Annotated in this window: 15 protein-coding genes; 11 read left to right on the forward strand and 4 right to left on the reverse strand. The window is 43.1% G+C overall.

The window, feature by feature from the left end; translation table 11 throughout:
• Nucleotides 1–46: 46 nt before the first annotated feature.
• Nucleotides 47–985, reverse strand: coding sequence for a LysR family transcriptional regulator (locus B5F53_RS00200; protein WP_087217993.1), 939 nt, complete (start codon nt 983–985; stop codon nt 47–49).
• Nucleotides 986–1,103: 118 nt separating this feature from the next.
• Here B5F53_RS00200 and B5F53_RS00205 point away from each other — a divergent pair, with 118 nt between their 5' ends.
• The 3 genes from B5F53_RS00205 to B5F53_RS19770 all read left to right on the forward strand — a co-directional run bounded on the left by B5F53_RS00205 (nt 1,104) and on the right by B5F53_RS19770 (nt 5,190).
• Complete coding sequence (locus B5F53_RS00205) at nt 1,104–2,840, forward strand: PHB depolymerase family esterase (protein WP_087217996.1); 1,737 nt, start codon at nt 1,104–1,106, stop codon at nt 2,838–2,840.
• A 27-nt stretch (nt 2,841–2,867) separates the two neighbouring features.
• On the forward strand, nt 2,868–4,262 hold the full coding sequence (locus B5F53_RS00210) for a YfcC family protein (RefSeq protein ID WP_087217999.1): 1,395 nt from the start codon (nt 2,868–2,870) through the stop codon (nt 4,260–4,262).
• Nucleotides 4,263–4,347: 85 nt separating this feature from the next.
• Nucleotides 4,348–5,190, forward strand: a complete 843-nt coding sequence (locus B5F53_RS19770) for a DUF3786 domain-containing protein (protein WP_162610500.1) — start codon at nt 4,348–4,350, stop codon at nt 5,188–5,190.
• Here the strand turns inward: B5F53_RS19770 and B5F53_RS00220 are convergent.
• Entirely contained in the window at nt 5,187–5,771 is a 585-nt protein-coding gene (locus B5F53_RS00220; protein ID WP_087218002.1) for a TetR/AcrR family transcriptional regulator, read from the reverse strand. The genes B5F53_RS19770 and B5F53_RS00220 overlap by 4 nt on opposite strands.
• Nucleotides 5,772–5,931: 160 nt before the next feature.
• Between B5F53_RS00220 and B5F53_RS00225 the strand changes: the two genes are divergently transcribed.
• The 6 genes from B5F53_RS00225 to B5F53_RS00250 all read left to right on the forward strand — a co-directional run bounded on the left by B5F53_RS00225 (nt 5,932) and on the right by B5F53_RS00250 (nt 15,121).
• Nucleotides 5,932–6,702 (forward strand): ATP-binding protein, encoded by a 771-nt coding sequence (locus B5F53_RS00225; RefSeq protein ID WP_087218005.1) that lies wholly within the window; start codon nt 5,932–5,934, stop codon nt 6,700–6,702.
• Nucleotides 6,703–6,980: 278 nt separating this feature from the next.
• Nucleotides 6,981–7,691 carry a LytR/AlgR family response regulator transcription factor gene (locus B5F53_RS00230; protein ID WP_087218008.1) on the forward strand — a complete coding sequence of 237 codons (711 nt, stop codon included), beginning with the start codon at nt 6,981–6,983 and terminating at the stop codon, nt 7,689–7,691.
• A complete protein-coding gene (locus B5F53_RS00235) occupies nt 7,691–9,034 on the forward strand; it encodes an ATP-binding protein (RefSeq protein ID WP_087218011.1) in 1,344 nt (447 codons plus the stop codon). The genes B5F53_RS00230 and B5F53_RS00235 overlap by 1 nt, the downstream gene beginning before the upstream one ends.
• 167 nt (nt 9,035–9,201) lie before the next feature.
• Nucleotides 9,202–11,640: a glycoside hydrolase family 3 C-terminal domain-containing protein gene (locus tag B5F53_RS00240; protein WP_087218014.1), complete on the forward strand. Its 2,439-nt coding sequence runs from the start codon at nt 9,202–9,204 to the stop codon at nt 11,638–11,640.
• Between the two features lies 1 nt (nt 11,641).
• Nucleotides 11,642–12,154: a polysaccharide biosynthesis protein GtrA gene (locus B5F53_RS00245; protein WP_087218017.1), complete on the forward strand. Its 513-nt coding sequence runs from the start codon at nt 11,642–11,644 to the stop codon at nt 12,152–12,154.
• A 102-nt stretch (nt 12,155–12,256) separates the two neighbouring features.
• A complete protein-coding gene (locus tag B5F53_RS00250) occupies nt 12,257–15,121 on the forward strand; it encodes a glycoside hydrolase family 3 protein (RefSeq protein ID WP_087218020.1) in 2,865 nt (954 codons plus the stop codon).
• Between the two features lie 70 nt (nt 15,122–15,191).
• Here B5F53_RS00250 and glgB read toward each other — a convergent pair whose 3' ends face one another.
• Entirely contained in the window at nt 15,192–17,006 is a 1,815-nt protein-coding gene (glgB, locus tag B5F53_RS00255) for a 1,4-alpha-glucan branching protein GlgB (protein WP_275532186.1), read from the reverse strand.
• Between the two features lie 115 nt (nt 17,007–17,121).
• Here glgB and B5F53_RS00260 point away from each other — a divergent pair, with 115 nt between their 5' ends.
• Nucleotides 17,122–17,694 carry a TetR/AcrR family transcriptional regulator gene (locus B5F53_RS00260; RefSeq protein ID WP_140398187.1) on the forward strand — a complete coding sequence of 191 codons (573 nt, stop codon included), beginning with the start codon at nt 17,122–17,124 and terminating at the stop codon, nt 17,692–17,694.
• Nucleotides 17,691–17,867 carry a hypothetical protein gene (locus tag B5F53_RS19775; protein ID WP_162610501.1) on the forward strand — a complete coding sequence of 59 codons (177 nt, stop codon included), beginning with the start codon at nt 17,691–17,693 and terminating at the stop codon, nt 17,865–17,867. Before B5F53_RS00260 ends, B5F53_RS19775 begins: the two co-directional genes overlap by 4 nt.
• An 87-nt stretch (nt 17,868–17,954) precedes the next feature.
• Here B5F53_RS19775 and B5F53_RS00265 read toward each other — a convergent pair whose 3' ends face one another.
• A complete protein-coding gene (locus B5F53_RS00265) occupies nt 17,955–18,491 on the reverse strand; it encodes a flavin reductase family protein (protein WP_087218026.1) in 537 nt (178 codons plus the stop codon).
• Nucleotides 18,492–18,546: the final 55 nt, after the last annotated feature.

Below are 18,546 nucleotides of genomic sequence, written 5' to 3' on the forward strand. Positions count from 1 at the left end.
CTGGCCGGCGGCATTTTTATTGTTCAGGGCTTCTGTCCGGACGTATTTATTTTTTCTGATAGTAGTCAACAAACAGTTTTATAAATTTTTCCACAGGATGGGACAGGTAACAATGGCGGTTCGTCACAATATTCATTTCGCGGATCGCCTCCGGATGTTCTATGCGATAGAACAGGCACTGGGGAGAAGGTTTGTTGATAATACGATTGCTGATAAAGGATGCCCCGATGCCGGCCTCTGTCAGGGCATATAAGGTGGCCATCTGGGAGGCTTCCATACGAACGGCAGGGGAAATACCTGCTGTTTCAAAGAACAGACGGGCCCTGTGACGCAGATCGTAAGTTGACTTTAACAAAACGAAGGGGGTATCGGAAAATGCTTTTAAATCCACTGCCGGATGGGAGGCAGGGGATGAGCGAAGGACTTCTTCACTGGTCATGGAAAAAGAAGACAAAGCTTCATTTACCGGAAAAGAAGCCGGTACGGCCAGTACCAGTTCATCCTGAAACACAAATTTATTTTTGAAATTTGGTTCTTTTGCGGGCCGGCTGACAAAAGTAAGATCGATTTTTTTATCAAGCAGCATTTTCTTGAGTTCATAAGCGCCATTTTCAACAATATCCAGTTGTACGTTGGGATATTGTTTCTGATATTCCAGTAAGACCGGCGGCAGAATATAGGAGAAGAAATAGCTTGTGGCTCCTATTTTTATGTTACCGGTATTCAGATCTGATAAATCCTGAATTTTTTCCTGCAATTCTTTTTCTATATGTAGTAGTTCTTCAATTTTCTCAATATATATTTCACCGGCGGAAGTAAGTTTTAATGGCTTTTGGCCCCGATCAAAGAGCGGCATACCGATGCGAGCTTCTACTTTCTGGACAGCGATACTAAGAGCAGGCTGGGTAAGATACAGAGACTGAGCTGCTTTTGCAAAGCTTCCTTTCTGATAAATCGTATAGATATATTTCATTTCAGATTCCATGGTAATCTCCTATAAATTGAATTAATGTTAATTAAATTATATAAAATTGTATTTATACTTACAACTGTTTATTATGAATTTAGAAGACAAAATAATCATAGTGAACAGGAGGTAGTCTATGGGGGAATTGAAAGTGCAGAAATTTCCGGAAAAAATGGCAGATTTTTCGGTTGATTTTGCCCATCCCAATCGATCGCTGGTACAGGGATATTTTGAGGAATGGGTGTGGGTAAATGGAGACAGAAGAAGTTTTCTGACCTATATTCCGGAAAATCTGGAGTATTGCCGTCCATGTCTGATTGTGGCAATACCGTCCGGAAAGGAGGGAACAGAATATGCACAGGAATCCGGACTGAAGAAGCTGGCAGATGAGGAAAAGCTGTTTCTGTTTTTACTGGAATCCGCTCCTTCCGGATGGGAATATGGAGGACAGGATGCAGATTATATGAATGCCGTATATTCTGCTGTGCAGTCCAGAGATTATTATGTGACGATGCAGGATAACATCTTTGCCTGCGGTATTGGGGACGGGGCTGCCATAGCCCATCAGGCAGTTCAGAAGATGACCAGTGAATGGAGCGGCCTCTTTAGTTTCGGAAGAATTGAGGCGAATTTACGGGAATCCGGGGAGTGCCTGGCAGGAAATGCCGAACAAAATGGGGTGGAACTTCACATTGAAGCTGCAAAATGTCAGGTTCCTGTGTGGATGTGGCTGGATGATTCAAAGGATTCCTGCAACCGGGAGGCACTCTCTTACTGGAAGGAACAGAATCATGTGACTGGAGAACCGTTAAAAGGGCAGGGCGCTGACTGGATATGGATGCCGTCACCGGTGCATAACAGAACCCAGGTAAATGAGGAACAGATTTCCCAGGTCAGAGTTACCCTGGGCTCAGGGAAAGCAGACTTTGAAAGTCTGAGTAAGACATGGGCTTATATCGGCATGGCAAGGAGACACAGAGGGTTTGCCGGGAAGAATCTCCGATATTTCAGAGACCCGGTTGTCAGCGGAGCTGTCCTGCAGGAACGTGTCTTTGAGGGGATGAACCGGCTCTGGTATGAGTATGTGCCGGAAAGCTGCGGTACAGATCAAAAATGGCCCCTGGTAGTTGTGATGCATGGAAGAGGGGGAACGGCAGAGAGCTTTTTTGACATCAGTGCAATGGCGCAGGTGGCAGAAGCCAGGAGGTTCCTTGTGGTATTCCCTCAGGCGGGCATTCATCAGCAAAAGCCGGACGGTCTGAAAAATGTGCTTTACTGGAATGGAAGTTATGCAGGCAGGCCGGTCAATGATGTGGGATTTATCCGGTCAATGGTAGAAGATGTGTCTGCCAGGCTTCCGGTTGACCCAAAAAGAATTTATGCCTGTGGCCAGAGCAGCGGCGGAATTATGGCGGATGTGCTTTCTGACAGCGCCGGAGATTTGTTTGCGGCCTGTGGATGCTGGTCCGGAATGTATCATCCCCGGAAGGTTCACAGAACCTATGAAAAAACAGAAGCGGTGGTTCCTGTCCTGTTTCTGTGCGGAGAGAAGGATCGGTTTTGTATGTCGGAAGAGGCGGATACGGAATTTCCTTTTTCTCTCATTCCGGAATTGCGGAAGGATATTGTGGAAAAAATAGAACATTGTCATCTGGATAAAAATCATGTTCAGACCTGGACCACGTGGCCGGTTACCTGGTACAGCTACCCCAACCGGCAGGGGATACCCCTTTTAACTGTGGGAATTGTCAGCGACATGGCTCATGCCAATTATCCGGAAGAGAGCTGGATCACCTATGATCAGTTTTTTTCCCAGTTTGCAAAGGATGAGGAAGGAAATTTATGCTACCGCGGAGAGAAGGTTTTCATTTAGCGTATTCATTTTAATGGGGGACAGAATATGAGCAAAGAGAAAAAAACAAGAAAATTTACAGTACCGCATCAGTTAATTATCATTTTGGCCATTGCTTTTCTGGCTATGACTGCAACCTATCTGATACCGGCAGGGATGTATGAAAGTATCGAAGTAAACGGAAGAACTGCCATTGACGCCAATTCCTTTTCTTACATGGAACAGACTCCGGTGAGTCCGTGGGAGGCTCTTCTGGCTCTGCCCCAGGGATTTTCTCAACAGGTGGATATTATCGTAATGGTTCTTATGATTGCCGCCTCTATGGAAGTTATTAATGCGACCCAGGTATTCGATGCTACCATCGGGAAGCTGGCGGCGAAATATAAGAACAATCTGTATCTGATTATTCCCATTCTTCTCGGGTGTTTTTCCATCCTGGGCGCTATGGGAATTAATACGCCGATTATTGCCTTTGTGCCTTTGGCCCTTCTTCTGGGCTATAACCTGGGCGGCGACGCTATGATTGGAGTATCGCTGGCGCTTCTGGGAATGACCTGCGGTCTGGCAGGAGGTGCTTTTTGTTCTTCTTCCACAGCAGTGGCCCAGGGCCTGGTGGAACTTCCCCAGTTTTCCGGATGGCAGCTTCGTGTGGCAGCCACGGTGGTATTCTGGGCATTTACCTCGGTTTTTCTCATTCGGTACACCAGAAGGGTACAGGCAGATCCCAAAGCAAGCATTCTCTATGGTGTTTCCGGAGTCATCCGCCAGGTTGAGGAAAAGAAGACGGCAGAGTTAACGCCCCGTAAGATCTGTACACTGGCTGCGTTTTTAATCGGATTTGTAGTGGTGGTTTACGGCGCAACCCATGGATGGAGTACTTCTGATCAGATTCCGGTTGTCTTCATGCTGACTGCAACCGCCTGCGGACTGATTTCCGGTATGTCGGCAAATGATATGGCCAGACATTTCATAAGCGGAGCAAAGTCTGTCATTGGCGTCTGTGTTATTATCGGTTTTGCCACAGGGATAAATATCATTTTAACAAACGGCAACATTCTGCATACTATCGTACATGCATTAAGCAGTCTGTTTGTCAACAGTTCCAGTTATGTATCGGCACTGGGAATGTATATCTGCAATCTGCTTATTAATTTTGTTATCTGTTCTTCTTCCGGACAGGCTACAACTGTAATCCCCATTTTCTCCGGGATGGGTGATGTACTTCAGGTCACTCAGCAGTCGATCGTACAGACCTTTAATTTCGGAGATGCTATTACCAATGTTATTACACCTCTGTCAGGAACCCTGATGGCAAGTATCGGATTTGCCGGGATCTCTTTGGATCGCTGGGTAAAATTTGTATGGAAATGGATTTTAATGAGTGTATTGGCCGGAGGCGTCTTTGTTGTTATCGGAGTAGCCATCGGGTACGGGCCATTTTAGGGGTTACCATTTCCCTCAATGAGTGGTATGATAAGTAAATACCATAGAATTATTATTAAGTGTAAAACAGCGGCGGAGGACTGGAATGCTTGCAGATTATCATGTACACACAGAATACAGTGATGATTCCGTTTATCCGATGGAAGAAGTTGTAAAAGACGCAGTCAGAATGGGCCTGGAGGAACTGTGCTTTACAGATCATGTGGATTATGGGACGATATGTGGATTGGAAGGAAAACCAAAGAAGGAGCAGAAGATGACAGTATCGAATTATGAAATCATGCGGAACCGGATGCGGGGAGAGTTTGTGAAATACGATCAGGAGAAAATGATTGAAAAGTTTAAACTGGATTTTGATGAAGCGTATCTCTATCTTTCCTTTGTATGCAGAGATTACAGAATCAACCGGAAAAATGGAATTGTAGAATGGTCAGAAGACGGATTCCAGTCGGTAACAGAAGGGGATTACAACGAATCTATGACTATTTATGACGTTTTATGTTATTCAAAAGAGGATTGTCATCTGTCCGGAAAATTTGTTCCCCTTTACAGCGCAAAAGGAATGGCAAAGGGACTGCATGCCGCAGACGGCAGCAGAATGTTTCAGAAAACGGCAGACAGCTTCCAGGGACATTTGGGACAACTGGAAGCTGTTTGCCGCTCTTTGGGCGAGCCCGCCGGTATGAGCGGGGATGTGGCGGCTGTTCTCAGAGTCTTTCCGTTTTTGCCGGCGACCTTTCAGTTCTGGGAGGGGGACGAGGAATTCCCTCCCAGTATGAAATTTATGTTTGATGAAAATATACTGGATTATATGCACTTTGAGACAGTATACTTTATGATGTCTCATATTCTGGAACGGATGGGAGAGATGCTGTCTATTGAAGTGAAGAATAAAAAGACTGCCGGTTATATCCGAAAAACTGATTAACGGCCATCCTGAATAAAGTAGCTTTCCAGCCCCGATTTGATAAACTGATCGATGGTTTGCCGGATTTGATTCCAGTCTCTGCAGTTATTTTGCAGTATCCGCTTATTGATGGCGAGACATCCATTCATCTGAAAATATAGAACAGCCTCCGCCTGCTCATAGGAAAGGAGGCTGTTTTGCATTAAATTTGTAATAAAGTTTTCTTTGGAAAATTCACAGAGTTTATCCAATAGTTTGGCAGAAGCAGTTTCATCAAAAAGCAAAATCTGAAATTCCTCACTTTCCTGTACCTTCTGGCAAAAAGGATATGTGCATTTGCTTTGTTCAGGACACATTACATGATCCATGATCGGGGTGGTTCCCTGTATGGAATTAACTATAATATCATCCAATACATCTTCCAGATCATAATAGTGCAGATAAAATGTGCCTCGATTGATCTCTGCTAAACGACAAACTTCTGTAACCGTAATTTTAGTAAAGGCCTTTTTCTTCATAATAGACAACAGGGAGTCATGAATGGTCTGGCGTGTATAACGTGTGCGGCGATCAGTATGGGCCGCATTTTTTTTGCTTTTCATAAGTTCAACCTCTTTTCCTGTACAATTCTTGAAATCTGTTAAGAAACCTAACAATATAGACAATCTGATTATTGAATTTAAGATTAAGTATATTATAATAATTTTAAAAGAAATAATCAACATATTGTCTATAAAAATACAGATTGTTTAAGGAGGTATTATGGGACATATTATTGCAGTAGCCGGAAAGGGCGGAGTCGGGAAAACCACACTCTGCGGATTATTGATTCAATACCTGTGTGAAACAGGAAAAAGGCCAGTGTTGGCCGTGGATGCAGATGCAAATGCAAACCTGAATGAGGTTCTGGGTGTTGAAGCGGGAGTAACGCTGGGAGAGCTGCGGGAAGAAATTGAACGTGCGGGCGTTGATCCAAAGTATCAGATACCTGCCGGAATTACTAAGGCGGTTTACCTTGAAAGCAGAATGGCGGACGCGCTGGCAGAAGAGGCAGATTATGATCTGATGGTCATGGGAAGATCTCAGGGGCAGGGCTGCTACTGCTTTGTGAATGGAATTGTACAGACACAGATTCAGAAACTACAAAATCATTATCCGTATATTGTAGTGGATAATGAAGCGGGGATGGAGCATATCAGCAGAGGAATCTTACCCACAATGGAAATCGCAATCCTTGTCAGTGACTGTTCCCGAAGAGGAGTTCAGGCGGCCGGCCGGATTGCAGATCTGATGAAAGAGCTGAATTTGAAACCGAAAAAGACAGGATTAATTGTAAATCGTGCGCCGAACGGAACGTTGGATGAGGGGACACTGGAAGAAATCAGAAAGCAAAAATTGGATTTGTTGGGCGTGGTTCCACAGGACGAAACAGTATATCAGTTTGACTGTGAGGGAAAACCCATGATTCAGCTTCCGAAAGATTCGCCGGTAAGGGAGGCGCTGAAAAATATTATAGAGAAGATGGAAATATAAAATGGGGCGAAAGGAAGTATTGAGGCATTTGAGCGTGACGGCAAGACCATAGGTGACTGTGTTTGTGAGGAATGCGGCTGCACGATTCCGGAAGGGATCAGTCTGAAGAATTATCTGGCTGAAAAATAATTTTCCTATTGGAAAAATCCCAGAAACCGGCAGGAAGAAAGAAAAATCCTGCTGGTTTCTTTTATGTAGTTCCGGTCAATAAAGCAGTATCTTTCTGAAAAGATATGCTTTATAATAATAAGAAATTTACAACTACCTGGGGGAATGAAATGATACATATTGCGATTGTCGAAGATGAAAAATCCTATATAAAGCAGCTTACAGAATATATTGATCGATTTAGCAGGGAATTTTCTCAGGAAATCAAACTTTCTGTTTTTACAGACGGAGATGAAATCCTGGAAAAATATACTGCAGATTATGATATTATTCTTCTGGACATACAGATGCAATTTATTGACGGTATGACAGCTGCGGAGAAAATACGGGAAATGGATAAAAGTGTAGTGATCATGTTCATTACAAACATGACTTCTTATGCTGTAAAAGGATATGAGGTAGATGCTCTGGATTATATGGTAAAACCGGTGGAGTATTTTTCTTTTTCTCAAAAAATGTCCCGTGCTATCGGAAGGATTAAAAAAAGAGAAGAACATTATCTTTTAGTTTCTGTGGAGGCAGGGGTACAGAAGATTAATATAGAAGACTTGTACTATATAGAAAGTTTTGGCCATCAGCTTATTTATGTAACGAAAAAAGGTCGTTACAGCTCCAGAGGAGTAATGAAAAAAATGGAAGATAAGCTGACACCTTATGGATTTTACAGGAGTGCGAAGAGTTATCTTGTGAATATGAAATATGTAGAGGGAATTTTTGAAGGCTGCTGTCTGATTCATAAGGAAAGTCTTCAGATTAGCAGGAAAAAAAGGAAGAAATTTATGGAAGTTCTTTTAAATTACATGAGCGAGGTGGCACAATAATGGAAGTATACAGAGACATACCACGATTTTATACGGCTTTTGCGGAATGGGCAGCCTGTGGAATGTATATTTACCTGTTTCCGAAAAGATGGGGAAAAGGTGTAACGCTCCTGTTTTGTCTGGCGGCTCTGGTTATACAGGAGGGGCTTCTTGTCTTGACAGCGGATGTGCCTATTTATATGTGGCTGCCGGTTATGGGCCTTGCAGTGGCAATGATGTATGGACTGCTTGCGATTTGCAGTAACGGCTCTCTGGCTCTTGCAGGATATAATTGTGCAAAAGCCTTTTTAGCTGCTGAATTTGCGGCATCTCTGGAATGGCAGGCAGAAAGCCTCTTAGGTAATACATTTGGAGGGCTCTTTCCGGCAGTTCGTCTGATATTGGTGGCCGGGATATATGGATTAGTCTTGGGATGTATTTTCCGTGCGGAACAGAAAATGCAGTTTTACCAGTACTGCCATCAGATTACGGGGAAGGAAACGATATCTGTTGTCTGCATAGCATTACTATCTTTCCTGTTCAGTAATGTCAGCTTTTTGGTGGCCAGATCTCCCCTGGAGGGGGAGCTGCTGGAAGGGATTTTTTATATGAGAACACTGGGAGATCTCTGTGGACTGGCAGCCCTGTATGCCTTCCAGACCAAGGTGTGCGAATATATTGTGGAAAGAGAACTGGCAGCCGTAAAAAGTATGTACCGGAAGCAGTATGATCAGTATCGTTATTACCAGTCAAGTATGGAAATGATTCATATGAAATATCATGACCTGAAGCATCAGATAACCGGTCTGAGAGGGGAAGCAGATGAGGAAAAACGGAAACAGTGGCTGGATAAACTGGAGCAGGAGCTGGATGAAAACCGTCTGATAGAGGAAACCGGAAATCCGGTACTTGATACGATGTTGGCGGCAAAGATTTTCCATGCCAGAAAAAATAAGATTCGGATTACCTGTGTGGCGGATGGAAAACTGCTGGATAGTATGCATGTGGCAGACATATGCACGATTTTCGGAAATGCTCTGGATAATGCAATAGAAAGTGTAATTACCCTCGAAGATCAGAAAAAGCGTATGATCCATGTAACACTGAGAGAACAGAAAAATTTTATTTTGATTAATATAGCCAATTATATTGAGAAAGAGATCGGTCTGAATCATGGAGAATTTCCGAAAACGACAAAGAAAGACAGAGAAAATCACGGATACGGCCTGAAAAGTATCCGGCAGACCATTGAGAAATATCACGGGACCATGTCCGTGCAGGCAAAGAATAACTGGTTTGAACTCAGAATTTTAATTCCCGAGAAAAATAAAGAACAGACTTCAAAAGGCGGTATCCGGTTGTAAACGGATACCGTTTTTACATCATAGGAAAACCATTTGTCCTCTTTGTTCCCACAGGGAAATTATCAGTTATGTATTTTGTGCCGGAAATCCGCATCTTGTGTCACGGACATTTCCGGATAAGATTTTTATGATATAGTTTCTGACAGGAAGAAGAGAGGAGGAAAGGAATGAAGCATAAAGAGATCATTGAAAAAATGACATTAATAGAAAAAGCTGCCTTTCTCAGTGGAAAAAGCGAATGGGAAACAAGGGATTTTCCAAGAATCGGCATTCCTTCCATATTCTGTGCAGACGGCCCCAATGGCGTGCGGAAACAGGCAGGAGCCGGAGATCATCTGGGAATCAATCCATCTGTTCCTGCCACTTGTTTTCCAACAGCCGCAGCCATGGCAAACAGCTGGGATGAGAAACTGGAAGAACAGGTGGGGGAAGCCCTTGGAAAAGAAGCCATGGAGGAAGAGGTAAATGTGCTTCTGGGGCCTGGCCTGAACATCAAAAGAAATCCATTGTGCGGCAGAAACTTTGAATATTTTTCTGAGGATCCTTATTTGTCAGGAAAGATGGCGGCTGCGTTTATCCGGGGAGTACAAAAGCAGGGAGCTGCAGCCTGTGCAAAGCACCTTGCAGTGAACAGCCAGGAACTTCGGCGCATGGCTATGAATGCAGTAATCGATGAGCGAACCCTCAGAGAAATATATCTGACCGGATTTGAGATTGCCGTTAAAGAAGGAAACGTTAAGACGGTTATGACAAGCTATAATGAGGTAAACGGAGTATACGCCAATGAAAACAAACATCTATTAAAAGAAATTTTAAGGGATGAATGGGGATTTCAGGGAGCGGTTATTACCGACTGGGGAGGGTCTAACGATCATTGTGCAGGTGTGAAAAACGGCTCCACCCTGGAAATGCCTACTCCCGGCCTGGATTCGGCAAGACAGATTCTGGAAGCGGTTGAAAACGGAAAGCTAAAAGAAGAAGATGTGAATGAACGGGTGGATGAACTCCTGACCCTTGTAATGGATCTGACAGAATCAGCAAAAAATTATAAAAAAGAAAAAAATAAACAGGCGATTCATGAAAAACACCATGAACTGGCAAGAAAAGCCAGCGAGGGCAGCATTGTCCTGCTGAAAAATGAGGAGAACATTCTTCCTCTGAAAAAAGGGGTAAGGGCAGCCATAATCGGAGATTTTGCTTTTACGCCCAGGTATCAGGGTGCCGGATCCTCCATGGTGAATTCTACAAAGACAGATTCGATTAAAGAAATGCTGGGAATGCAGGAACTGCAAGTGACAGGAATCGTACAGGGGTATCAGCGAGACGGACGGGAAGACGAAGCAATGAAAAAGGAAGCCCTGGATCTGGCTAGAAGCAGTGATGTGGTACTGTTTTTCTTCGGACTGAATGAACAAAGCGAAACAGAAGGACTGGACAGGAAACACCTGCGGATTCCGCAGAATCAGATTACACTTTTGCAGGAACTGGCAAAGGCAAACCAGAATATCGCAGGCGTTATCAGCGCCGGATCAGTCATCGAAATGCCCTGGCACCATCATTTAAAGGCTTTGTTGTACGGCTCGTTGTCCGGACAGGCAGGAGCGCGAGCCATTCTTAATGTGATTACAGGAAAGGTAAATCCCTCCGGAAAACTTGCGGAGACGTATCTGAGGCGGTATGAAGATACACCCTCTTATCATTATTATCCCGCTCAGGAAAGAAACTCGGAATACAGAGAAGGACTGTATGTGGGATACCGATACTTTGATACAGCAGGGGTTCCTGTAACTTATCCGTTTGGATACGGGTTGTCTTATACCAGCTTTGCATACAGTGCTCTGAAAATAGAACGTACAGGCGTAAGCTTTACATTGAAAAATACAGGCAGATTTGACGGGGCGGAAATTGCACAGCTTTATGTGGGACTTCCTGAAAGCAAAGTTTTTCGTCCGAAAAAGGAACTAAAGGGATTCTGTAAAGTATTTTTAAAAGCGGGAGAAGAAAAAAGGGTTACGATTCTCTTTGATGATAAGACCTTCCGTTATTGGAATGTAAAAACAAACCGATGGGAGACAGAAGAAGGAGAGTATTGTATTCAAATCGGAACCAGTGTGGAGAATATTTGTCTGGAAAGCTTTTTGCCTGTAGGAGGAACGACCCAGATAATGCCTTATTATACAAATCGGGTTCCATCTTATTTTGCGGGAACGGTACAAAAGGTTTCAGACAGGGAATACGAGACTCTTCTGGGGCATCCGATACCGGACGGAAGCTGGAAAGGAAAATTGGGATTAAATGATGCACTCTGTCAGATGTATTATGCAAAAAGCGGACTGGCCCGTTTTATCTGCAAAAAACTGGCTGCTCGTGTAAAGAAATCTGAAGAGAGCAATACTCCGGATTTAAATACGCTATTTCAGTATAATATGCCGTTTCGGGCCATTGCAAAGATGACGGGAGGACTGGTTTCTATGGAGATGACAGAAGGACTGGTTACTGTAGTTAACGGGCATTTTTTCCGGGGAATGAGTAAAGTTATCGGGGGCTTTTTTAAAAACCGAAAGTTAAATAAAAGATATGAAGCTGAGCTGAGAAAGGGGATATGAAATGAACGGTGTGAGAAGGTTTATCATAGCTCATCCGACTGCATGGGAGTTTATTCTGTTTAATATCCTGTCAAACTGTGCAACGGTAGTAAATTTTGCAGTGATGTGGATCTGTACAGGATTTGTATTTCGCAGTTTATCAGAAACGCCTTTTCGGTTTTTAGTGTTTAATTATGAGGATAATATAAAATCGAATCTGGGTTTGTGCGGTTTTCTTAGCTTTCTTGTGGCAACGGCACTGGCGCAGACCGTAAATTTTTTCGTACAGAAAAATTTTGTATTTAAGTCCAGTGCAGCTTTTCAGGAAGCGGTGCCAAAATATATTTTTATGGCGGTAGTACTTGTATTTTTATCTGCGGCTCTTCCGGCATATAGCCAGAGTTTTTTTGTAAACATAGGAGCTTCGGAAGGACTGGCACCGACCCTGGCCAATGTTGTAAACATCATCATGCAGGTAGCAATTAGTTATCCCATGATGAAGTTCTGGATTATGCCGGAAAAACAAAAGAAATGACAGATGCATTTTGCGACAGAAAAGAACATCTTGTGACAGGGACCGTTATAAGAAGAAAAATGTGCTATGGTATGAAAAACAAATAAATAGGAGGAGAAGAGTATGATAGGTATTGAGATGTCAGATGTAATTGGGGTATTGCAGACATGCAGAAATTATCTGATTGCACTGGGAATTATTATTCTGGCTGCTTTGATTATACTGATTGCATCAAGAAAACTTCCAAAGCAAAAAAGATCCTTCCTTCGGTGGGAAACCGTTCTGGCAATGCTGCTTGGAATCGTAATTATGGTAAATGCCATTGTGTTCGGACCTATGTATACGTTGGTCAGTCTTACTATGGGGAGTGGAACTGTAACAGAAGAAACAACGGCAGAGGCAGAGGCGGCAGCAGAAGAAATTTCAGAAGAAGGATTTGTCCTTTTGAAAAATGAACAGGGATTTCTGCCTTTAAAGGATACAAAGAAACTGAATCTGTTCGGATGGGCTGCTTCCAATCCGATTTACGGAGGAAGCGGATCCGGAGCAATTAATGATTTATATCCGGTGGTCAGTCTGGTGGATGGAATAAAAAACAGCGGTTATGATGTAAATCAGGAACTGTTGGATTTTTATACAGAATATTGTGAAAACAGGGCGGCTATGTCCATAGAGGCAGCACAGAACTGGGACTTGCCGGAGCCTCCGGTCAGTACGTATTCAGATGAGCTGCTGGACAATGCTAAAGCATATTCAGACACTGCGGTTGTGGTAATTTCACGGCTGGCAGGGGAGGGTCATAACGATATTCCGCAGGATATGTCAAAAGCTCAGTATGACGACAATTCAGAGGATTATGCGGACTTTGAAGAGGGAGAACATTACCTCCAGCTTTCCCGGACCGAAGAAGATATGGTAAATATGGTCTGCGAGAATTTTGATAATGTGATTGTTGTCTATAACGCTGCCTATACTTTTGAATTGGGATTTACAGAAGAACATCCGCAAATCAAATCCGTTATCTGGGCTCCTGGTCCGGGAAATGTGGGATTCGGCGCGCTGGGGAAAATTTTATGCGGCCAGGTCAATCCATCCGGAAAAACAAACGATACGTTTGTATATGACATAGACAAGGCGCCCTACTATTATAACGCAGAAAAAACAGATTATGAAAATATGAAAGAAATGACAGTAGAGGGTATGAATTCCGGGGTAGCCACAAACTATTCCCCTTCTTTTATAAACTATGTGGAAGGGATTTACGTGGGATATAAATATTACGAAACGGCCGCTTCAGAGAATGTCATTGACTATGAGAAAGTTGTACAGTATCCTTTTGGCTATGGATTAAGTTATACCAGCTTCAAACAGGAAATGAGCTCTCTGACGGAAGAAGACGGAGTTGTCAGTTTTGATGTAACAGTAGAAAATACAGGAGATATTGCAGGAAAAGATGTGGTAGAGGTTTATTATAATCCCCCTTACACCAATGGAGGAATCGAAAAAGCATCCGCGAATCTGCTGGATTTTGAAAAGACATCATTGCTGGAACCGGGACAGAGCGAAACCATTCATTTTCAGTTCGACCAGGAGGAGATGGCTTCGTATGATGAAAAAACAGCAGAGGCATATGTACTGGAGGAAGGTGAATATATTCTTTCCATAAACAGTGATTCCCATCACGTTCTGGATTCGGAAATTTACCAGGTGGATAAAACGATTGTATATAATCAGGAAAATCCGAGAAAGAGTGACGATACAGCAGCTGCGAATCTGTTCCAGGAGGCGCAGGGGGATGTGACATATCTTTCAAGAAAAGACGGATTTGCAAATTACGAGGAAGCAACAGCAGCTCCTTCAGACTTAAATATGCCTGAAAATTACAAAGAAGGGTATCATCTGAATGCAAATTATGATCCTGCCGCTTATATTAACGAAGAGGATGAGATGCCTGTAACGGGAAAAGATAATGGATTAAAGCTGGTGGATTTGCGTGGAAAAGACTATGACGATCCTATGTGGGACGATTTACTGGATCAGCTTACAGTGGATGAAATGAGTGATTTAATTGCTCTTTCCGGCTACCAGACAGGCGCTGTTCCGTCTATTGGAAAAGTACAGAATGTGGACTGTGACGGACCTGCGGCGATTAATCATAACTTTACTGGAGCCGGTTCCATCGGTTTCCCGGTTGAAGTAGTGATTGCCTGTACCTGGAATAAAGAGATGGCGGCATTATGGGGCGATGCTATGGCGCAGATGGCAAAGGAAATGGGAGCTACCGGCTGGTATGCGCCTGGCATGAATACACACCGTTCTGCTTTTACAGCAAGAAATTATGAATATTTCTCGGAGGATGGAGTGCTGGCAGGAAAAATTGCAGCGGCAGCGGTGGCAGCAGCCAATGAAAAGGGTGTGTATTCCACAATTAAGCATTTTGCTATGTATGATTCGAATGGAAAAATGGTAAGCGCCTGGTCAACAGAACAGGCCATGCGGGAAATCTACCTGAAACCATTTGAGATTTCTGTAAAAGAAGGAGGGGCGACGGCTGCCATGGCGTCCTGGGCTTTCCTTGGAAACAAATGGGTAGGTGAACTTTCCAGCCTGATGAATACCGTTCTGCGCGACGAATGGGGATTCCGCGGATTCGTGGTATCTGATTTCTTCAGAAATAACGGTCATGGATTTATGAATGCGGATATGGCTTTGGCAAACGGGGTGGATGCCATGTTGTCAACTTATGCAGGCGGTCCGAATCAGGTAACGGATAAAACTGCCGCTTCCAATGTGAATTATATGCGCCAGGCCACAAAGAATATTCTGTATACTACAGCAAATAGCTGGGCTTATGATGAAGAACATCAGCAAAGCGGCATGGAAGGGTGGAAGATAAAAATCTATGCTGCAGATGGCGCTGTGATTGCCCTGATCGCAATCGGAGCAGTACTTATCTACAGAAAATACAGGAAGAAAGCAAACGCCTAATGGAATGAAAAGCGCTCCGCTATGGATGCGACCAGATGCAGACTGCCTGCGGCAGTCTGCATCTGGCGTATTATCTGACTGTAAAGTATATGGCCGAAAAGCCTTTTACATTAATTTTCAATAAGGATTTCCTGAAGGAATAAAAAGTGTTGTTTGGTGTCGTGGTTCCTCCGAAACATTCCCAGTCGCTGTGAAGCAGCAGATTCACCTGCTTCTTATCCGGCATTTCTAATTCATAGGTTAATACGTCTTTATTGCTGAAATTAAATACAGCCAAAAGGGTCTGCCGTTTTGATTTCCGAAGAAAGGCATAAATGGTGTCTGCTTTATGCTCGCAGTCCATCCACTGGAAGCCTTCCCGGTCATAATCCCCTTCATAAAACGCTGGATTTTCCATATAAATTTCGTTTAATTCCCTCATAAAATGGTAAAAAGCGTCATGCTGAGGAAACTGAAGTAAATTCCAGTCCATCTCTCTTTTTTCATCCCATTCCCGCATATGTCCGATTTCATTTCCCATAAAGTTCAGTTTCTTTCCCGGATGGGCGTACATATACATATAAAGCAGCCGGGCCTGTGCAAATTTATTCAGGTAGTCCGATCCGTTCATTTTCTGTACGACAGCGGCCTTTCCATGGACAGTTTCATCATGGGACAGGGGCAGAAGATAGCGCTCATTGTAGAAATAGTCCATGGAAAAGGTTAATTTATGATACTGTTCTGAACGCACGGAGGGCGGAGACTGCAGAAAGGTAAGCGTGTCGTTCATCCAGCCCAGATCCCATTTATAATCAAATCCTAAGCCGCCCTTTTCCACAGGGGCAGTAACACCCTGGTAAGCGGAGGAATCTTCTGCAATTAAAAGGGCAGAAGGGATTCTCTCTTTCAGTCCCCGGTTCATATTTTGAATAAACTGAATGGCAGGCTGATTGGTTCCCCGTTCAGGAGTTCCCTGCCAGTAAATCAGATTATTTACAGCATCTGTTCTGAGGCCGTCAAAATGAAATTCCTTCAGCCAATAATAAGCGGAGGACTGCAGAAAACTTCTGACCTCACCTCTCGAGTGCATAAAATTGCAGCTTCCCCACTGATTAAATCCAATATCATTATGGGGATATTCATAGATAGATGTGCCGTCATAATTCCAAAGAGCATAATCATTGACGGCGAAATGCACAGGAACAAAATCAATAATTACGCCGATGTTTTCTGCGTGGCATTTATCCACAAAATAACGCAGTTCATCCGGATTCCCATATCTGGAGGTGGGACTGAAAAATCCGGTTGCCTGATAGCCCCAGGATTCGTCGCAGGGATATTCGTTTAAGGGCATAATTTCCACAAAATTATAATGATTCTGCGAAAGATACGGAATCAGTAAATCTGCTAATTCGCCATAAGTATACCAGGATTCTTTTTCATCGGATGGTTTTTTCCATGAACCGGCGTGAATTTCATAGATATTTACCGGAGCGTGGGGATTGTTTTTGCGTTGTTTCAGATACGCGGCGTCATGGAAGGTATAATTGGACAAACTGTAAATAACAGACGCGGTTTTCGGCCGCAGTTCCGAATAAAAACCATAGGGATCACAGTGATCGATATAATTTCCGTTTTGGCTGTAAATCCGATACTTATACTTCATGCCCTGAAGGGCGTCTGCTATGTAACATTCCCAGAAATTTCCGTCATAAACTTTCTGCATGGGTGTTTCCTGCCAGCCATTAAAATCGCCTATGACGGATATTTTCTGTGCATTGGGAGCAAACGTGCGAAAAACAGTTCCTCTCTCTTCCGTATGTGCGCCTAAATAGGAATAGGCAGTGAATTCCTGTCCTGTATAAAATCCATAATAATCCATTTTTCCCTCCTGAATAATAGACATTAGTTGTTTTTTTCATTATAATAATTTGTAACAGGAATGGGTACCAACAATCGTTCCATAGAGTTGGAAAACCAACGTTTAGAAAAGAAAGTCGGAAAAACAGAGGGGAATTGTTATGGATGTAAGGATTGTGAAAACGAAAAACAGTATTATAAATGCCTTTTTGGAATTGCGTTCTCAGAAAAACATTGAAAAAATAACGGTGAAAGAATTATGTGAAAAGGCAATGATAAATAAATCCACCTTTTATTCCCATTTTACTGACCTGTATGCTTTATCCGAATACCTGGAAATGCAGGTTGCAAATGAAGTCCTTGAAGAAATAGGAAATCCGGAATTTTTATTTTCCAATCCGGAAGAATTTAATAAACAGTTACTTTATGCATATCTGTCCCATGAGAATCTGATCGAAACACTTTTTTCCGGCAGCCGTTCGGATTACTTTTTAGTCCGTATCGAAAACAGTCTGAAAGAGGCGGTTTTTGGGGTCAGACCAGATTATAAAGAGGATGCAGTTGCCAATATTGTTCTGACGTATGCGATCTGCGGAGGCTTCTATGCTTTTCGGAAATGCCGCAGCTTCGGGGAAGAGGCTCTTATTGAGGTTATCGCCTTGCTGAATAAAAAGGCAACGGAATTACTGGAAGAACAAAAACAGACTGGTACAGGAAGGAGGAAACCGGTATGAAACCATTGAAACGAACTGTGATTAATTTTATTATTTTTTTTATTACCTATGTGGGAGTAACCTATGCCATGAAGCACTCCATTGAGGGAAAGACACTGGTTATTCTTTCGGTATTTTATTTCATTATAAACTATGTGATTTATACTATATTGGATAAAGTATCAAAAGACTGAATCAGAAAAACGGAAACTGCTGAGGAAAAAAAGGCCATGTCTGAAAGGAACATGGCCCTTTTAATGGGATGAAGGAGGTTATAGAGTCTACTCAATAAGGTAAGCAGCCAGGACTTCTCCATAGTAGGCAGTGTGATAGTCCCGGTTTGAGCCGCAGAAGCTGCCGTCTACATCCTGAGGATAAAATTTCCTCTTACTTTCCTCGGTAATTGCTTCCGGATCCTGTTTCTGTTTATAAATGATCCGACATTCCAGCGTAAGAGGCAATTCCCTAATTGCGGGGACAGAAATAACTTCCGGTGGTTCCAGAGTCAGTCCGGCCAGTTGGATTTTATCCGTATCCTTTCCTGATTTTGTACCGCAGATTCCCAGGATTTTTTTATCAAGGGTTCCATAGGGAACATTGATCGTAAACTCCGGATTTTCCTCTAAGAAGGTTCTGGTATACCGGTTTTCTCTTACAAAAACCGTGAAAATGGGTCTGGCCCATTCAATTCCCAGAGTTCCCCATGCAATGGTCATGGTGTTTACCCGTTCTCCTGATTTCGTGGTCAGAAGGACACCTTTTTGAAGTTCTTTCATGATGTCTCCGGCATAATCCCACAGATTTATTTCTTTCTTCATATTCAACACTCCTTGTCTTTGTGATGCCTATATGATATCTTTATATGAGCGATTA

The organism is Blautia sp. An249 (genome assembly GCF_002159835.1).
Taxonomy (GTDB): domain Bacteria; phylum Bacillota; class Clostridia; order Lachnospirales; family Lachnospiraceae; genus Blautia_A; species Blautia_A avistercoris.